This window comes from Leucobacter sp. NPDC058333, from assembly GCF_042726155.1.
In the GTDB taxonomy this organism is placed as follows: Bacteria; Actinomycetota; Actinomycetes; order Actinomycetales; family Microbacteriaceae; genus Leucobacter.
In genome coordinates, this window is the sequence record NZ_JBHXHV010000001.1 from 1,142,692 (window position 1) to 1,159,704 (window position 17,013).

14 protein-coding genes are annotated in these 17,013 nt (G+C 65.2%); 8 read left to right on the plus strand and 6 right to left on the minus strand.

Annotation, left to right across the window (positions count from 1 at the left end; genetic code table 11):
• Positions 1-8: 8 nt before the first annotated feature.
• From ACFWHR_RS05405 to ACFWHR_RS05415, 3 genes are all read right to left on the minus strand, one after another.
• The gene (locus tag ACFWHR_RS05405; protein ID WP_382447238.1) at positions 9-1,580 is read right to left on the minus strand and encodes a Na+/H+ antiporter NhaC family protein; all 1,572 of its coding nucleotides are present in this window, start codon (positions 1,578-1,580) and stop codon (positions 9-11) included.
• A 170-nt stretch (positions 1,581-1,750) separates the two neighbouring features.
• Positions 1,751-2,308, minus strand: coding sequence for a helix-turn-helix domain-containing protein (locus ACFWHR_RS05410; RefSeq protein WP_382447239.1), 558 nt, complete (start codon positions 2,306-2,308; stop codon positions 1,751-1,753).
• Between the two features lie 221 nt (positions 2,309-2,529).
• Entirely contained in the window at positions 2,530-3,384 is an 855-nt protein-coding gene (locus ACFWHR_RS05415; protein WP_382447240.1) for a Bax inhibitor-1/YccA family protein, read from the minus strand.
• Between the two features lie 135 nt (positions 3,385-3,519).
• On the opposite strand from ACFWHR_RS05415, the gene ACFWHR_RS05420 reads away from it, so the two are divergent.
• On the plus strand, positions 3,520-4,542 hold the full coding sequence (locus tag ACFWHR_RS05420; protein ID WP_382447241.1) for a glycerophosphodiester phosphodiesterase family protein: 1,023 nt from the start codon (positions 3,520-3,522) through the stop codon (positions 4,540-4,542).
• 16 nt (positions 4,543-4,558) lie between these two features.
• On the opposite strand, the gene ACFWHR_RS05425 is transcribed toward ACFWHR_RS05420, so the two are convergent.
• On the minus strand, positions 4,559-5,584 hold the full coding sequence (locus ACFWHR_RS05425; RefSeq protein ID WP_382447242.1) for an asparaginase domain-containing protein: 1,026 nt from the start codon (positions 5,582-5,584) through the stop codon (positions 4,559-4,561).
• Positions 5,585-5,674: 90 nt separating this feature from the next.
• Here ACFWHR_RS05425 and ACFWHR_RS05430 point away from each other — a divergent pair, with 90 nt between their 5' ends.
• From ACFWHR_RS05430 to ACFWHR_RS05440, 3 genes are all read left to right on the plus strand, one after another.
• Positions 5,675-8,239, plus strand: a complete 2,565-nt coding sequence (locus ACFWHR_RS05430; RefSeq protein ID WP_382447243.1) for an ATP-dependent helicase — start codon at positions 5,675-5,677, stop codon at positions 8,237-8,239.
• A gap of 67 nt (positions 8,240-8,306) precedes the next feature.
• Positions 8,307-9,377: a hypothetical protein gene (locus tag ACFWHR_RS05435; RefSeq protein WP_382447244.1), complete on the plus strand. Its 1,071-nt coding sequence runs from the start codon at positions 8,307-8,309 to the stop codon at positions 9,375-9,377.
• The gene (locus ACFWHR_RS05440) at positions 9,374-10,951 is read left to right on the plus strand and encodes a CoF synthetase (protein ID WP_382447245.1); all 1,578 of its coding nucleotides are present in this window, start codon (positions 9,374-9,376) and stop codon (positions 10,949-10,951) included. Before ACFWHR_RS05435 ends, ACFWHR_RS05440 begins: the two co-directional genes overlap by 4 nt.
• A 32-nt stretch (positions 10,952-10,983) precedes the next feature.
• Here ACFWHR_RS05440 and ACFWHR_RS05445 read toward each other — a convergent pair whose 3' ends face one another.
• Complete coding sequence (locus ACFWHR_RS05445; protein WP_382447246.1) at positions 10,984-11,613, minus strand: TetR family transcriptional regulator; 630 nt, start codon at positions 11,611-11,613, stop codon at positions 10,984-10,986.
• A 285-nt stretch (positions 11,614-11,898) separates the two neighbouring features.
• Between ACFWHR_RS05445 and sucC the strand changes: the two genes are divergently transcribed.
• Both sucC and sucD read left to right on the plus strand, forming a co-directional pair.
• Positions 11,899-13,065, plus strand: coding sequence for an ADP-forming succinate--CoA ligase subunit beta (gene sucC, locus ACFWHR_RS05450; RefSeq protein WP_382447247.1), 1,167 nt, complete (start codon positions 11,899-11,901; stop codon positions 13,063-13,065).
• 25 nt (positions 13,066-13,090) lie between these two features.
• Positions 13,091-13,993 carry a succinate--CoA ligase subunit alpha gene (gene sucD / locus ACFWHR_RS05455; RefSeq protein ID WP_382447248.1) on the plus strand — a complete coding sequence of 301 codons (903 nt, stop codon included), beginning with the start codon at positions 13,091-13,093 and terminating at the stop codon, positions 13,991-13,993.
• Between the two features lie 92 nt (positions 13,994-14,085).
• Here sucD and ACFWHR_RS05460 read toward each other — a convergent pair whose 3' ends face one another.
• A complete protein-coding gene (locus ACFWHR_RS05460) occupies positions 14,086-14,832 on the minus strand; it encodes a GAP family protein (protein WP_382447249.1) in 747 nt (248 codons plus the stop codon).
• Positions 14,833-14,940: 108 nt separating this feature from the next.
• On the opposite strand from ACFWHR_RS05460, the gene ACFWHR_RS05465 reads away from it, so the two are divergent.
• Both ACFWHR_RS05465 and ACFWHR_RS05470 read left to right on the plus strand, forming a co-directional pair.
• The gene (locus tag ACFWHR_RS05465; protein ID WP_382447250.1) at positions 14,941-16,272 is read left to right on the plus strand and encodes a sensor histidine kinase; all 1,332 of its coding nucleotides are present in this window, start codon (positions 14,941-14,943) and stop codon (positions 16,270-16,272) included.
• Positions 16,269-17,012, plus strand: a complete 744-nt coding sequence (locus ACFWHR_RS05470) for a response regulator (protein ID WP_382447251.1) — start codon at positions 16,269-16,271, stop codon at positions 17,010-17,012. The genes ACFWHR_RS05465 and ACFWHR_RS05470 overlap by 4 nt, the downstream gene beginning before the upstream one ends.
• Position 17,013 lies beyond the last annotated feature (1 nt).

Here is a 17,013-nt window from a genome sequence, read left to right on the forward strand (position 1 = left end):
GCTGCGGGCTATGGGGCTCGGTGCGCGGGTGCCGGATCGGCGGCAGCGCCGGCCGTGGCGGGGGCCGTGGCGCCGGTCGCGTGAGCGACCTGATCCTCGTCGGCGGTGTTCGGGCCGTCGAGAATGATCTGGGCCTTGGCGGCGCTGCGTTCGACGGCACCGTTGATGCCCTCAAATCGTCTGCCCCAGCCGGTGATTACCGCGACGAGTATCACGCAGGTGAGTACCAGGGGATAGAACGCGCCCGTGAAGATGGCCATGGGCCCCAGTGCGGGTGCGTCGCCCTGGTCGACCGTCAGAAGGCTCGCGATAAACAGGAACGAGCTGACGACGGGCACCACACTGCCGATGCCGAGCGCCGTGCAGTCCATGACGTTCGCGCGACGATAGGGATGGAGCCCGACCTGGGCGCCGATGCGGTCTGCAATCGGGCCAAAGACGAGCATGGACGGGCCGTTCACGCCGGCGAACAGGGTGGTGGTCGCGAGGGTTCCCGCGCTGATCGCGAGTTCGGCACGACGTGGCGTTGTGACCCAGCCGCTCGATACGACGGCGTCGACGAGGCGATCGAGCACGCCAGCGCTCTCGAGCACACCCAGCATGGCGAAGATCACCACGTTGAGCCCGATAATCGGCAGAATGTTCGCCACGCCGCCCACCAGGAAGCCGGTGATCGCGTCACCCTCGACGCCGATGATGCCGGACGGTGCGAGCGCACCGCTGAGCAGGCCGACGATGATGCCGACGATAAGCCCGGCGGTCACCGCCTTGAAGATGTTGCGAGTCACGATTGCGGTGCCGAGCAGTGCGACGACTGCGATGAGCATCCACAGGCCCTTCGCGGAGAAGTCGCCCGCCTGCACGCCGCTGACAGCGTCGCTGCCGGGGGAGACGGCGCTGCCGATCACGAGGAACAGCACGAACGCGAGGGCCGCCGCAGTGAGTGAGTAGCGCAACCGGCTGCCCACGACACCCGGAACCTCCGCCGTGCCCTCACGCGTGCGATAGCGCTGCGTGGTCGACGAGATAACCGTAGAGTCAGAAATTGGGGCGAGATTATCGCCAAAGAGCGCGCCCGACAAAATGGCGCCCGCGAGCAGCACTGGATCGGCGCCGAGCACGACGCCGGCCGGGTAGAAGATTGGAAATGCTGTGAACATTGTGCCGAGCGACGAGGCAGTGGCCATCGCGATTGCGCACACCGCGGCGAAGGTGATCGCAATGAAGAGACCACCGTGTACCCCGATCGAGAGCGAGATCCAGATGAAGCCTTCGGAGATACCCGAGGACTTGATCATCGACGACGTCAGGCCTATCGAGAACAGCAGCAGGAACAGTGTGACCGAGGTCTTCGAGGAGATGCCGCGCGCCGCGGCCTCCCAGAACGTGGGGTAATTGCGGGCGAACGGCGCGGCGATAAAGAGGCCGGCCAGGGCTGCCGCGGTCAGGGCGTTCATGTCGAACGCGCGGAATACGACGAAGAAAATGATGGTCGAAGCGATGAACACGATCGGCGCGATGAACGCGCCGAAAAGTCCGATACGAAACGTGAGTGCGGGTTTCACTCGTTCGTTACTCATAGGGCACCTGTGATCTGTGAGTGTGTGCGGCTTTCCACGACGGTGTGGGCAGCAGGGCGCGATTGGTTCGCGCTGCACGCAAGTTTACTCAAAATGAAGCAAACTTCAATCACATAAAATTACGAGGTGGTTGGTGGACGGGTTTGGGTGCGTATTGCGTACCGTCTGCTCTAGTAGCTGGGCGGCGAAACTGAGAGTGTAAACCTCACGACATCGCTTGTGTGATTCACGAACCTGTGAGGGTGAGCAGAAGCGAAGTAGGCGCTGTCGCCCGGCTCGAGCGTGAACACCGCGCCGTCGACCTCGAGCGTCAGCGTGCCCGCCGTTACCAGCACGCACTCTTCGCTCGGCGGGTGAGACCACGGCTCGTCGCTGGAGGTGGAGCCGGCGGCGAGTTCGCCCGCGAGTACTTCGAGACGGCCGCTGCCAGGCGAGACTCGCGAATACGAGATTCCGCCGCGCGGGGAACGCACAATCATACGATCGGATTCTCGGACGACGCGCACGGGCAGATCCTCGCGATCCGCAAAGAGATCGAACAGTGGTGTGCCGAGCGCACGGGCGATCCGGCGGAGCGCATCGAGGCTCGGATCGCTGTTGCCGCGCTCAATCTGACTCATCTGCCCAGCGGAGAGCTCTGCATCGCGCGCGAGCTGCTGGGCAGTCATTCCAATTTCCTGACGCCGAAGGCGAATGCGGTCACCGATCACCTCACGATCTTCGCACACGCGGCGCTGCCGCCGTGACGGAGTAGCGCTGCGCGCTCGGTTGTGGTGGGTGTGGTGGGGCCGAGCCCCTTGCCCGTGGCCGAGCCCCTATCCGAAATGCGCTCTATCGAGAGGGACTCGGTGAAGAAAAAGGGGCTCGGCGGGAGGCAGGAGTGCGGAGCGCCCCCACACGCAAAAGTGGGCCCGGTGCAGAAGCACCGGGCCCACGTGAAGCGCGAGAACTAGTTGTTGCCGCGAAGGATTGCGAGGATGCGCAGGATCTCGACGTAGAGCCAGATCAGCGTCACCATCAGGCCGAAGGCAGCGGACCATGCCCACTTTTCGGGGACGCGGTTCTTCACGCCGTTCTGGATGAGTTCGAAGTCCATCACCAGCGAGTACGCAGCGAGCAGCACGGCCAGGCCGCCGATGAGCAGGCCGAGCGGGATGCCGAAGATGGTCGCGCCGAGCATGCCCCACGGATCCTGGTTCACGCCGGTGACCATGAGCACGACGTTCACGAGCGAGAAGCCCAGGTAACCGACGATGGCGACCATGAAGATCTTGTTCATCTTCGGGCTGGTGCGCACCTTGCCGCTACGGAAGAGCAGCAGCGTCGCACCGAACACGACGAGGGTGCCGATGATCGCCTGCGAGACGATGCCGGACCACTGACCCTCGAAAATGCCTGAGATGCCACCGAGGAAGATGCCCTGGAACACCGCGTACAGCACGATCAGCGGCACGCTCGGCTGCTTCTTGAACGAGTTCACGAGGCCGAGTACGAGGCCGATGATCGCTGCGGGCAGCGATAGCGCCGGCAAGAACCAGCCGATCGCACCGAACGCGAGCACGATCACGAACAGCAGGATGGTCTTCGAGATTGTGTTCTCGTAGGTCATCGGCTTGTCAGATGGCGCGACCACGGGAGGCTGAATGCCGCCGTAGTTCGCATCGGCCGCCGGCGGCGACAGCGGGGTGTCGAGGCCAGGGCGCTGCGTCTGCGCGGCCGGCTGTTCGTAGATGCGGCGCAGCTCATCGGCGGTAAGTGTCTTACCGTTGAGTGCCGGGTTGTTGCTGAGAGCCGGATTGCTCATGCGTCGGGATCCTTTCCAGGCGTATGGTTAATTCAGTGTATCGAGGGAGCGCTTCGGATCGGCTGTGACTTTGGGGTCTCGTTCACTCTGGGCGCAACCAGCCTGTCTCACCTGCGCTGCCCTAGTCTGGATGACATGGTCAGCCCCCACCGCCGCCCGCTCGTCATCGGTCACCGTGGAGCCCCCGGCTACCGCCCAGAGCACTCGGCAGCTTCGTATCGTCTGGCGTGCGAACTCGGCGCAGACCTCGTCGAACCGGACATCGTTGCTACCAGCGATGGCGTGCTCGTCGTTCGGCACGAGAACGAGATTTCGGGTACGACCGACGTGGCGGATCACCCTGAGTTCGCGGATCGACGAACCACGAAGGTGGTTGACGGTGACCGGCTGACGGGCTGGTTCACGGAGGACTTCACCTGGGACGAACTCGCAACGCTCGGCAGTCGCGAACGACTGCCCCGCCTCCGCCCTGATAACACGGAGTACGACGGAGCCGAGGGGATCCTGCGCCTGCGTGACGTATTCGCGATCATCGATGAGCAGAGTGCGAAGCAGGGACGCGAGATTGGCGTCGTAGTCGAAATCAAGCACGCACGCTTCTACGAGGATCGTGGGATCGATCTCGCCGCTCTGCTCCTCGCCGAGCTGGCGTCGACGAGGTGGGACGACCGCCGCGACCGGCTCGTGATCGAGTGCTTTGAACTCGGCGTGCTCGAGCGTGTGCGTGCCGCAGGGGTGCTGGCCGAGATCGTGTTTCTCACTGAGTACGTTGGCGCTCCCGCCGATGAACCTGTCGGCGACGCTCCTGCGCGATCGTACTCGTGGTACCGCAGCGACGCGGGGCTAGATTTTCTCGCCGATCGGGTCGATGGAGTCAGCGTTGCGAAGGCGAATCTGATGCGCTTGAGTGTTCTCGGAAAGGCACTCGGACCGACAAATCTGGTCGCCCGCGCTCACGCGCGCGGGCTGCGGGTTTACACGTGGACGCTGCGCCCCGAGAACAAGTTCTTGAACGCGCGGTTCCATGCCGCCGGTGGCGGCGCAGCGTGGGGTGACTGGCAGGCGGAGTTTGCGATGATCGCGAGTTCGGGGGTCGACGGGATCTTCGTTGACCACCCGGATCTGGGCGTCGCGATGCGCGAGACCCTCGGCGACTGAACGCCACGGGTGAGACTTACGTCGGCGACTCCGAGCGTTCACCCACGAGATTGTGCTGCATGATGGACCGCAGCTCTGCGCCGCGGTGGCCGCGATCGAGAAGAAAACCGAGCTTTCCCATCGCCGCTTCAAGCGTGAGGTCTCCGCCGTCGATGACGCCGGCCGCTGCGAGTTCACGCCCAACGGCGTAGCGGCTCAGATCGACACCGCCAGTGACGCACTGCGTGACCGCCACGACCGGCAGCTCGCTGCACAGCTCTCGCAGCGTGCCGAGCATGCCCGGTCGCGCCATCGGCCCGTTGCCACTGCCGTAGCACTCGAGCACGAGTCCGTGCGGGCGCCCGCCAACAGCCGCGCGTAGATCGTCTGCGGAGACGGCCGGCACAAAGCGAAAACTCAAGATGCGTGCCGGGGCGGCAGCACCTGACGCAGCAGCCTCGTCGTCGAGGGGCGGGGCCGCGGGCACACCGGTTGCACCTCCAGCGAGCTGCAGTTCTGCCCTGAACGCCGTAAACGAGACGCTGTCGTGTTTGGTTGCACGGACCGCGGGCAGCAGCTTTCCGCCGAACGCGATGGCTGCGGGCGACCCTGGGGCGGCTTTCACCGCAGCGCGAATTGCGAGCGTGAGGTTCCCGATGGCGTCGGAACCCGACTCACCGTGGGCGAGCTGGCTGCCCGTGATGACCACCGGCACCCCGAGATCGCCGAGTTCAAAGGCGAGGCGCGCCGAAGTGTAGGCGAGCGTGTCGGTGCCGTGCGTGATGACGACGCCGGTGGGGCGCTGCGTGCGCACGCGTGCGCGCACCGCGCGGGCGATCTTCGGGGCGGTCGCGGCGTCTGCATTGGCGCTGTCGATCGCGGGGGAGAGATGGTTGACGCGCGCTTCGACGCCGAGTGACACGCAGATTCGGGCGACGAGGTCTTCGAGGATCTCGGGAAAATCTGGATCGGGAGCGAGACCGCTTTCTGTGCGGCGCATGCCGATCGTGCCGCCGGTAGCGAAGACGAGCACAGACGGGCGCCGGGAGGCGGAAGAGGACATAGCTTCTATTCTGCAAGATTTGCGCGCCGACACTTGACGCCGTGCCAGCGGGCATGAATGTCGGGGCCGCCTCGTAGACTAATGGACACAATGAGCGACTTCGAACTTCTCGACCCGTCAGGGCTCCCGATCGGTGGCGGCGCGGGCGTACACAGCCCGGGCGCCGACCCGCTTGTGGATGGTCTGAACCCGGCTCAGGCGCAAGCCGTGACGACGCGCGGGCCCGCGCTGTTGATCGTGGCTGGTGCGGGTTCTGGCAAGACGCGTGTGCTGACGCACCGTATCGCTCACCTGATTCGCGAGCGCGAAGCTTGGCCCAGCCAGATTCTCGCGATCACGTTCACGAACAAGGCTGCCGCCGAAATGCGCGAGCGAATCGACGGGTTGCTCGGCGATGCATCGCAGGGCATGTGGGTGTCGACGTTCCACTCGGCGTGCGTGCGCATTCTGCGGCGCGAGGCCGAGCGGTTCGGGTACGTCGCAGGCTTCACGATCTACGATTCCGCCGATTCGCGCGCGCTGCTGAAACGCATCATTAAGGAGCTCGACGCCGACACATACGGGTTCACGCCCGCCAACTCCGGCGCGAAGATCTCGAAGTTGAAGAATGAGCTCGTCGACGCAGACGCGCACGCGGCGACGATGAACGAGAGCGATCCGCGCGAGCGATTGTTCGTCGAGATCTTCAAGATGTACGAGCAAGAGCTCAGGCGTGCGAACGCGTTCGACTTTGACGACCTGATCGGTCAGACCGTTCACCTGTTCCGCGCGCACCCCGACGTCGCGGCGATCTACCAGCGCCGGTTCCGCCACGTGCTGGTCGACGAGTACCAAGACACGAACCACGCCCAGTACTCGCTGATTCGTGAGCTCACTAGGCCCGTCGAGGTGGCTGAGGTTGAACGGCTCGTGCCGCCAGCGCGCCCACGAGAGCTTGATGAGTCGGGCCGCATTCCGGGCGCAAGTCTCACCGTCGTCGGTGACTCTGACCAGTCGATCTACGCATTCCGCGGCGCCGACATTCGTAACATCGTCGAGTTTGAGCGCGACTTTGCGCGCGCTGAGGTCGTGAAGCTCGAGCAAAACTACCGCTCAACGCAGAACATTCTTTCCGCGGCGAATGCCGTGATCGGCAACAACTTCGACCGCCAAGAGAAGCGTCTCTGGACATCGGAGGGTGATGGCGAGCGTATCGTCGGCTTTACCGGCTACTCTCAGCACGACGAGGCCCGGTTCGTCGCAGAAGAGATCGAAGACCTGCACCGCGCTGGTGTGGCGTACAGCGATGTCGCCGTGTTCTATCGCACGAACTCGCAGACGCGTGCGCTTGAAGAGCTGCTGATTCGCTCGGCGATTCCCTACCGCGTGCTGGGTGGCACGAAGTTCTACGAGCGCGCCGAAGTGAAAGACGCGATGGCGTACTTGACGAGCATCGCGAACCCCTACGACCCGATCGCCTGGTCGCGGCTGCTCGGGGCACCGAAGCGGGGCGTGGGCGCAATGGCCGAGGCGCACCTCGCGAACTTCCAGGAGGCCAACGGCTTGTCGTTCCACGGTGCAATGCTGCGGGCCGAAGAGGTCACTGCGATTGGGCCGAAGATTCGCAGTACGGTGCGGGCACTGGGTGAGCTTCTTGCTCGCGCTTCGCGCATGGCCGTGGGCGGCGGCTCGACCGATGTGGCGGGCGAAGAGGCCGTTCCCGCTCCCGTCGGCGACGTGCTGAAGCTGATTCTCGATGAGACCGAGATGATTGAAAAGCTGCGGGCGAAGCGCGATCCGCAAGACGATGCGCGTGCTGAGAACCTCGAGGAATTGCTCGCCGTGGCGCGCGAGTTCGACGTGAAGCAGCCGGGCACCGGCCTGCTCGCGTTCCTCACCGAGGTGAGCCTGGTCGCCGCAGCCGACGATCTCGACGATTCAAGCGGCACGGTATCGCTCATGACGATGCACACGGCGAAGGGACTCGAGTTCAAAGCCGTGTTCATCACGGGCGTTGAAGAGGGTCTACTACCGCACCAGATGTCGGTCGACGAGGTCGGTGGCATCAGCGAGGAACGCAGGTTGATGTACGTCGGCATCACGCGTGCCCGGGAACGCCTATACCTGACCCTCGCGTCGACGCGGGCGACCTTCGGCGATGTCTCCGTCGCGATGCCGTCGCGGTTCCTGCAAGAGATTCCCGAAGGGCTCATCGACTGGCGGCAGTCGCCCGGCGAGGTGACGGGGCGCGGCGGCACGGCGTCTCGTGCGCTGAACGCGCCGCGCACATCGGCGGGCAGCGGATCCTGGTCGCGATCGCGCACCGATTCGTCGGTGTCGTTCGCCGGGGGGAGCGCGTCTGGCTCGGCTGCGGTGAGCGAGCCGGCGAGCGGAAACATGCAGTCTGCGCTCGACAAGTGGCGGGAACGCAAGCGTCTCGCGAAGGAGGCGCAGGCGGCGGGCGGTGGCTTCCCCAATCTCGTGGGCGGCTCGGTGCGCGACAACGGCGATCTCGAACTCGCGACCGGCGACCGCATTCGCCACGACGAGTACGGCGACGGCCGCGTCACCGGCATCTCGGGCGCCGGCTCGAAACGCATCGCACACGTCGTGTTCGACACCGTCGGCGAACGCAAACTACTCGTCAAACTCGCACCGATCGAAAAGGTCGAGTAGCGGTCAGCGCGTGAACCTTTCCTCATTGAATTCCGCGCGCGCTCAGCGAGAAACGTAAGCTCAAGACATGAGCGTTGCAGCATCGAGTCCGTGGCCCGCCCTCGTCGAAGACGCTAGGCGGTACCCGAGCCCGCACAACTCGCAGCCCATCAAGCTCCGGCCTCGCGACGACCGCACCGCCACGCTTTACTACGACCTCGACCTCGGGCTACCCGCGGAATCATTCGGCATCCCGTTCGCGCACGTCTGCGCCGGGGTGTTTCTTGAGACGTTTCGAGTCGTTGCGCGCGCGGCCGGTTTTGACGTGCGCGAGACGCTGGATCACGCGGAGATGGACTTCGACGGCGCAGACCGTCTGCACCGCTTTGCCGACGTCGAGCTGCGGCCCATCGAACTCACCGACGCACAGCGCGTGGAGGCGGGCGCCGCGCTCGACCGACTGCGCTCCCGCCGCACATCGCGGCGCCCCTACCTGAGCCGCTCGGTGCCCGGCGAAGTTATCGGCGGCGTCGAGCGCATCTGTGAAGCAGCCGGACACACGTTCCGGCACACCAATGACCGCGACCTCGTGCGCAAAATCGTGCGCGTGAACCAGGCGACACTCTTCGACGATCTCGAGAACGACGCCGTCTACGCCGAAATTATGGAGTGGCTGCGGTTTTCGAAGCGTGAGGCGCTTGAGCGGTCAGACGGGCTGTCGGCCGAGGCGATGTTGATGCCCGGCCGGATCCTGCGCTACGCAATGGCGCACCGCGGGCTCTGGCGGGCACCGGTCGTGGGATCCGCGATCCGCGCCATCTATCTGCGCACGATGCGCGGAGTGCACGAACTCGCCTGGATCGAGGGTCCATTTGACGGGCCAGCGGACTACATCGAGGCCGGGCGTACGTTCATGCGAACCTGGCTGGAACTGCACCGGCAGGGCGTCGTGCTGCACCCGTTCGGCACGGTCATCACTAACCCCCGCTCGCACGCTCTTTTCGCGGAGGCGGCCGGAGCGAGAGAGGGCGACGGGCGCATGGCCTGGATGCTGTTCCGGATCGGCTACAGCGCGTACCCGCCGCTCGCTCATCGCCGGTCAGCAGCGTCGATGCTGCTGCCGACCCCATCAGTATCAGCCGAAGGAGACCCCCGATGAGACGTGCAATTGTGTTCGGAGTGCTCGCGCTCGTTGAGGCCGTCGTGCGGGTGCTCATGCCGCGGGTTGGTACCCACCGCATTCTGCTGGCGCCCGGTATCGAACCGCTGCGCTGGCGGCTCGGCCGGCTGCGTGCCTGGCGCACATTCGAGCAGACCGCTAAGAAGGTGCCTGCGTATCGTGCGTTCTTGAAGGAGCGCAGCTTCCCGCGCCGGCTCGACGTTTCGGGCGGACTGTCGGCCGCGCTCGCCACAATCCCCGAAATGGACAAAGAGAGCTATATCAAGCGCTGGACGATTCCCGAGCGCAGCCGCGGGGGTCGTCTGCCGCGTCGCGGCGTGATCGTCGACGAATCAAGCGGCAGTTCCGGTACGCCGACCAGTTGGGTGCGCGGACCGCGCGAGCGCATGGCGACGCGCCAGATTCTGCAGCTCGGGTACACCAACACGGCAAAAGCGATGCAGCACCCGCCGTTCGTGCTCAATGCGTTTTCGCTCGGTGCGTGGGCGACCGGCATGAACGTGACGACATCGCTCACCGATGTGAGCATGATCAAGTCGATCGGACCCGACAAGAACAAGATCATTCAGACGATTCGCGAATTCGGGCCGAACTACACCTACGTCATACTGAGCTACCCACCATTTCTGAAGGCGCTGTTCGACGATGAACGGCTCGACTGGTCGAAGTACGACATCGTTGCCGCGTTCGGTGGCGAGGGCATCAGTGAGAGCATGCGCGATCACATCCTGCGCGTTGCGCATTCCGCCTACGGCAGCTATGGCGCGAGCGACCTCGAAATCAACCTCGCACTCGAAACCGACCTCACGGTCGAGTTGCGTCGTGCGATTGCCGCAAACCCGCAGCTCGCCGACCGCATCAGCAAGCGTTCCGAGTACGGGGTGCTGCCGATGATCTTCCAGTTCAACCCCTTCAACTATCTGATCGAGACGAACCGCGCGGGGGAGTTGCTCGTCACCATCGCCCGCGCCGAGAACCTCAATCCCCGCGTGCGCTACAACATTCACGACCGCGGTCACGTCATGCGACTCCGCGATCTCGAACCGGTGCTGCGCGAGTTCGGCCTCGAACGTATGCTCCACACGAAGCAGCTCGACCTGCCGCTGCTCTTCCACTACGGTCGCAGTGACCTGTCCGTCGACTTCAATGGCGCTGTGATCGGGCCCGATTCTCTGCGCGACGTCATCAATGCACACGAGACGCTGCTGGCCGTTGTCGAGAATCACCGCCTGATCTCGTACGAAGACGCCCACGGCGATCGTCAACTGCACCTCGCCATCCAGCTCATTGACGGCGCGGACGCGACTGCGGTCGCTGCTGCCGAGATCCCCGCGTACATCTTCGCCGAGCTGCGACGGGCCAACGGCGATTTTCACAACGCGATCCTCACCTCTGCCGACGCGTCACTGCCGACGCTCGCCTTCTATCCGTTCCGCACGGGCCCGTTCAAGGGTGACGGCGCAAAGCTGAAAAACGAATACGTCGCGAACCTGAGCCCCACGGAGGCAGAAGCCGCGCAGCTCGATCTCGGGATCGTGGCGGACAAGGGGTAAGGGTGGCTGGCGAGCCAGGCAGGGAAAGCGAGCTAGCCCAGCAGTTTGCGGAAGTCTGCGGCGACGCGGACGAAGTCTGATTCGTCGGCGCTGACATCGCCGCTGGCCTGGTTCCAGATCGCCATCTGAGCGGTCATCGCACCGTGCACGAGCGAAAGCGCGAGCATGGATTCACGCTCGGGCGATTCGAGTTTCGCGTGCTCGGGGTGGGCGGTCAGCCAAGCGACAGCAACGGCACCGAGCTGGTAGCCGGATTCCAAGATGGAGATCATCATGAGCCGGCCGGCCTCTGGTTGCTCTGCGACAAGACGCGAGCGATCGCGCGCGACCTCGGCGTTCACATTGCGATGCCCGATCGCCGCGAAAAGCAATCGAAAGAGACCGAGGGGAAGATCGTCGGGGCAGCTGTCGAGCACCGAAAAGGCAGCCTCACCGTCGGGAATCTCGATCGCGCGCCCGACGATTGCGTCGTCGCGTGACGGGAAGTAATTGAAGAACGTGCTGCGCGAGATATCTGCCCGTTCGCAGATCGCGTCGACCGTCACGTGTTCGACGCCGACCTCGAGGGCAAGGCTGACGGCAGACGATTCAATCGCGATTTCGGTGCGCCTGCGCTTGCGCGCGCGCAAGCCTTCAGGTGGGGAACCGGCGGGAGTGCTCACGTACATTCTTTCTTGCTGCGTCGACATGACTCACCAGTTCCGGGGCGGATAGGCGGCTGGCGCAGTGCCATCGAGTGTAATCTTCATCGCTGTGAAACTTGGATGAGGGCGGAAGTATTTTGTCTTCGGTCCGGTGCGGGGGAGACGGCGGTGCCTGCTCTTCCATGCTGGGTGACCGTCGGGGCGCGCCCATTGCGCGGTGATAGGCTTACCGATGGTCGACTTACCTCGACATCGAGACATTTTCTGCCTCCGATCACCCGACTCCCAAGCAAAGGACAGTACGTGGATCTGTACGAGTACCAGGCACGAGATCTATTCGAACGATACGAGGTGCCGGTACTGGCCGGCATCGTCGCGGACACCCCCGAGGAAGTTCGCGCGGCAGCCGAAAAGCTCGGTGGCGTCGTTGTCGTGAAGGCGCAGGTCAAGGTCGGAGGCCGCGGCAAGGCCGGCGGCGTCAAGGTCGCCAAGACACCCGACGAGGCATTCGAGGCGGCACAGTCGATCCTCGGTCTCGATATCAAGGGCCACACCGTTGAACGGGTCATGGTCGCCGCTGGCGCCGACATCGCCCAGGAGTTCTACTTCTCCGTGCTGCTCGACCGCGCGAACCGCTCTTACCTCTCGTTGGCCTCTGTCGAGGGCGGCATGGAGATCGAGGTTCTCGCCGTCGAAAAGCCCGAGGCGCTCGCACGTATCGCCGTCGATCCCATCGTGGGCATTGACGCTGCAAAGGCTGAAGAGATCGCCCGTGCTGCGAAGTTCCCCGAGGAGCTCATTGCGAAGGTCGTACCTGTCTTCCAGAAGCTCTACGAGGTGTACGTCGGCGAAGACGCAACGCTCGTCGAGGTCAACCCCCTCGTGCTGACCGGTGCCGGCGACATCGTCGCACTCGACGGCAAGGTCTCGCTCGACGAAAACGCTGATTTCCGTCAGCCGCAGCACGCCGAGCTCGAAGACAAAGCCGCTGAAGATCCGCTCGAGGCGAAGGCCAAGGCACAGGATCTGAACTACGTGAAGCTCGACGGCGAGGTCGGTGTCATCGGCAACGGTGCGGGCCTCGTGATGTCGACGCTCGACGTCGTCGCGTACGCCGGCGAAAACCACGGTGGCGTGAAGCCCGCCAACTTCCTCGACATCGGTGGTGGCGCCTCGGCTGAGGTCATGGCCGCTGGTCTCGACGTGATCCTTGGCGACCCGCAGGTGAAGTCGGTCTTCGTGAACGTGTTCGGCGGCATCACCGCGTGTGACGCGGTTGCCAACGGCATCGTCGGCGCACTGAACAAGCTCGGAGACGCTGCGAACAAGCCGCTCGTCGTGCGCCTCGACGGCAACAACGTCGAAGAGGGCCGCGCGATCCTGAACGAGGCTGCGCACCCGCTGGTCACGCAGGCCGCCACCATGGACGAGGGCGCCGACAAGGCCGCCGAACTCGCGAACGCCCGCTGAGCCGAAAGACTGTAGGAGAACCACTATGTCGATCTTCCTGAACAAGGATTCCAAGGTCATCGTCCAGGGCATCACCGGCGGCGAAGGCACTAAGCACACCGCACGCATGCTCGCGGCTGGCACCAACGTTGTCGGCGGCGTGAACGCCCGCAAGGCCGGCACCACGGTGTCGCACACCGACCAGAACGGCGCGACCGTCGAGCTGCCCGTCTTCGCTTCCGTGGCCGAGGCCATTGAAGCGACCGGAGCGAACGTTTCCGTCGCATTCGTGCCGCCGGCATTCACGAAGGACGCCGCTATCGAGGCAATCGATGCGCGCATCGGCCTGCTCGTGATCATCACCGAGGGTGTGCCGGTCAAGGATTCGGCCGAGCTCTGGGCCCACGCTCAGGCCACCGGCAACGAGACCCGCATCATCGGCCCGAACTGCCCCGGCATCATCACGCCGGGTGAGGCACTCGCTGGCATCACGCCCGCGACGATCACCGGCAAGGGACCGATCGGTCTCGTGTCGAAGTCGGGCACGCTCACCTACCAGATGATGTACGAGCTGCGCGATCTCGGCTTCTCGACCGCTATCGGCATCGGCGGCGACCCGGTCATCGGCACGACACACATCGACGCTCTCGCGGCGTTTGAGGCTGACCCCGAGACCAAGGCCATCGTCATGATTGGTGAAATTGGCGGCGACGCTGAGGAGCGCGCTGCGGAGTTCATCAAGGCGAACGTGACGAAGCCGGTCGTCGGCTATGTTGCTGGCTTCACGGCTCCGGAGGGCAAGACCATGGGCCACGCTGGCGCCATCGTCTCGGGTTCTGCCGGAACCGCTCAGGCGAAGAAGGAGGCCCTCGAGGCCGCCGGCGTGAAGGTCGGCAAGACGCCGACCGAAACCGCTGAGCTGCTGCGCGAGGCATTCGCCGCACTGTAACCGCGCAGGCGTTTCGCTGAAAACGGGCCGGCTTCCCTCGGGGAGGCCGGCCCGTTTTTGTGCCGCAGAGTGGGCCGCAGAGCGTGCCGCCGCTACCCGATGATCGGCAGATCGAGCTGCAACTGCTGCGAGGCCGTGCGCGCGATCAGCACGCCGAGGATGCAAAACAACCACGATGAGGTCTCGAGCCCAGTGCGCTGCATCCACGCGGCAAATCGCGCCAGCGGCTCCTCGACCGCTCGGGCTGCTCCGGCCCGAGCGAGGAGTAACAATAGCGCCGGAACGATCATGACGACGCAGTATCCGGCGAGACTGACGAGTCGCGAGCCCATACTCATTGGCGCATCGGCGAGCATCGTCATGCCCACGAGGTAGGGCAGCATCGTTGCGACCTCCGACAACCCAGCGGCAAGTGCGACGGCAATGACCGCGACATTGCCGCGCCCCGATTCGTCGGAGAGCAGTCGCTCCCGCCAGACGAGCAGCCGACCACCTCCGGGGATCCCGCGCTTGCGGTTTTGCACGTCGAGGTACCAGAGCCACAGGCCCACGAGGAACAGTGCGGCCCCGGCTGCCAGCATGGCCCAACCGCCCGCGGGCGATGCAAGGAATCGTTGGCCCGCGTCGATGACGTTCACGAGCCCGAGCAGGCACGCGACGCCGACGACGAAGTAGAACGCCGTGATGACGCCGAGGTAGAGCAGGATGCGCCCGGCCCGCAAGCGGCCGGGCGCAAGGAGGAGGAACACAGGTATGAGCAGTGTGCCCGTGCTCAAGCCGTCGAGCAGCGCAAGGATCGCGAGGGCGAGTGGCAGCGGCAGTGTTGTGAGCATGTCCATGTCGTTTACTCTGCCGTCGCTCCGCTCTGCGCACATCGGCGAATGGACTGAGCCGGGGTCATCCTTTGGTCTGAGCCGAGACGCGGGCGCACCTGGTTTGATGGAGGCATGAGTGATCCCGCCGCGGTAAGCGAGCGAAGCGCAGTGCGCCGAGTATTCGAGCGGCTGTGGGTGCAGGCGCTCGTCTATGCGGTTCTCGCGATCGTGCTCGCGGCGAGCAACCTGACTGCCTTCTGGGAGGTCTACTCGGTACTGCCCCAGCAACCCTCGCCGTGGTGGTCGCTCGTCACGGCGCTGCCGGCCTCCGCGCTCATCCTGATCAAGCGGCGCTGGCCACTCGTCGGCATGTTCTGCGTGGCCGTGCTGTTCTGCGTCGACCTCGTCACTTTCGGTGGCGTCGTGGTGCCCATCGTGCTGCTCGAGTATGTGCACGTCACGGTGGTGCGCGCGACGCCCGCGCAGCGCCGCCGCATCCTCGTCGCACTCATGGTGACGGTGGCGGTGCTCGCGCTGATTGCGCTGCAGCGGTCAGGCTCAACTCGGGTTGCGATCTTGATGGCACTGCAACTGGGGGCGCTTTTCGGGTTTACCTACTGGTACGCGCACTCGACGGCGCAGTCGGAAGAACTCGTCGCACTGTATCGCCAACGAGCCGCCGACGCTCATCATCTGCGCGAGCTTGACCGCGAGGCAGCGTTGCGGGGGGAGCGCGCGCGCATGGCGGGCGAGTTGCACGACGTTGTAGCCGGGCACGTTGCCGCTGTGGCGATCAGAAGCGAGGCCGCGCTCGCTGCGCCGGTGGCTTCAGGCGACGACCGAGCCGCGCTCGCCGCATCAGTGCGGGCGGATCGCGCGGCACTGCAGGCCGTCCGAGACGCGAGCCTTGACGCGCACGCGGTGCTTCGCTCGATGATCTCTGTGCTGCGCCGTGGTGCAGCGGACGGGGCAGTGACCGTGAGCTTAGAGCAGATTCCAGACCTCGTTGCGGCAGGGCGGGAGTCGGGGCTCGACATTGAGTTGCGCGACGAGATTCCCAACGGTGCACAGGTGAACGAGCTTGCCGGCGGCACCGTTGCGCGTGTCGTGCAGGAGTCGCTGACGAACTGCCTGAAGCACGCCGCTGGCGCGCGCGTGTCGATCACGCTGCAGCGGGAGTCTACTGGCGCGATCGCCGTTGAGGTGACTTCGACTGGCGGGCGACCGCTCGCCGGGTTCGCGGGAGCGAGCCCCGGTACGGGGTTGGCGCTGCTCGGCGAGCGCGTGCGGGCGCTGGGCGGGGAGTTTTTTGCTGGAGAGGGTGGCGGGGGCTCTGCCGACGCGGCTGCCGGTGTTGCTGCCGGTGCCGAACCAGCCGCTGCCGCGCCAGCTGCCGCCAAGCCAACTGCCGCCTCGCCGACTTGGCAAGTACGGGCGGAGATTCCGCAGGAGGTAGCGACGTGAGCGCACCACGCGTACTGATTGCAGACGACCACGGCATGATTCGTGAGGGGTTGCGGATCATGCTCGAGCGGGCCGGCATCGACGTGGTCGGGGAGGCCGCCGATGGGCTCGCAGCCGTGCAGAACGCGGCGGCACTCACACCCGATGTCGTACTCATGGATCTCCGCATGCCGCGTCTCGACGGAATCGGGGCGACCCGTGAAATCGTTGCCGCTGGTACGGGCGCCGTCTTGGTGCTCACGAGTTTCGACGAAGACGAACTCGTGCTCGGGGCGATTCGCGCGGGAGCGGCGGGGTTCCTGCTGAAAACAACCGAGGCCGGGCCGCTGGTCGATGCGGTGCGGCGGGTTGCGGCGGGTGAGGGCGTGCTTGATCCGAGAGTGACGCGCAGGGCGCTCGCGGCGGTGGCGGCGGCCGAGCCGGGAGAAAGCGCTGGTGGCCGAACGAATGGCCGATCTACTGGCCCAGTGGAGGCGCGACCCGTCGGCGCCGAAACACTCACGGCTCGTGAGCTGGACGTGCTGCGCACGCTGCAGCTCGGGCGCTCGAACGCGGAGATCGCCCGCGCGCTCAACATTTCGGTGCCAACCGTAAAGACGCACGTCTCGAGCATCCTGGTGAAGCTCGGGGCGGAAAGCCGCGCGCAAGTCCTGGCCCTCACCCGCGACTGGCCCCCGCCCGCTGCCCCGCCCCCGTCCGCTGCCCCGTCCCCGCCCCTCCCGTCCTCCCCTCGCGGGTGAG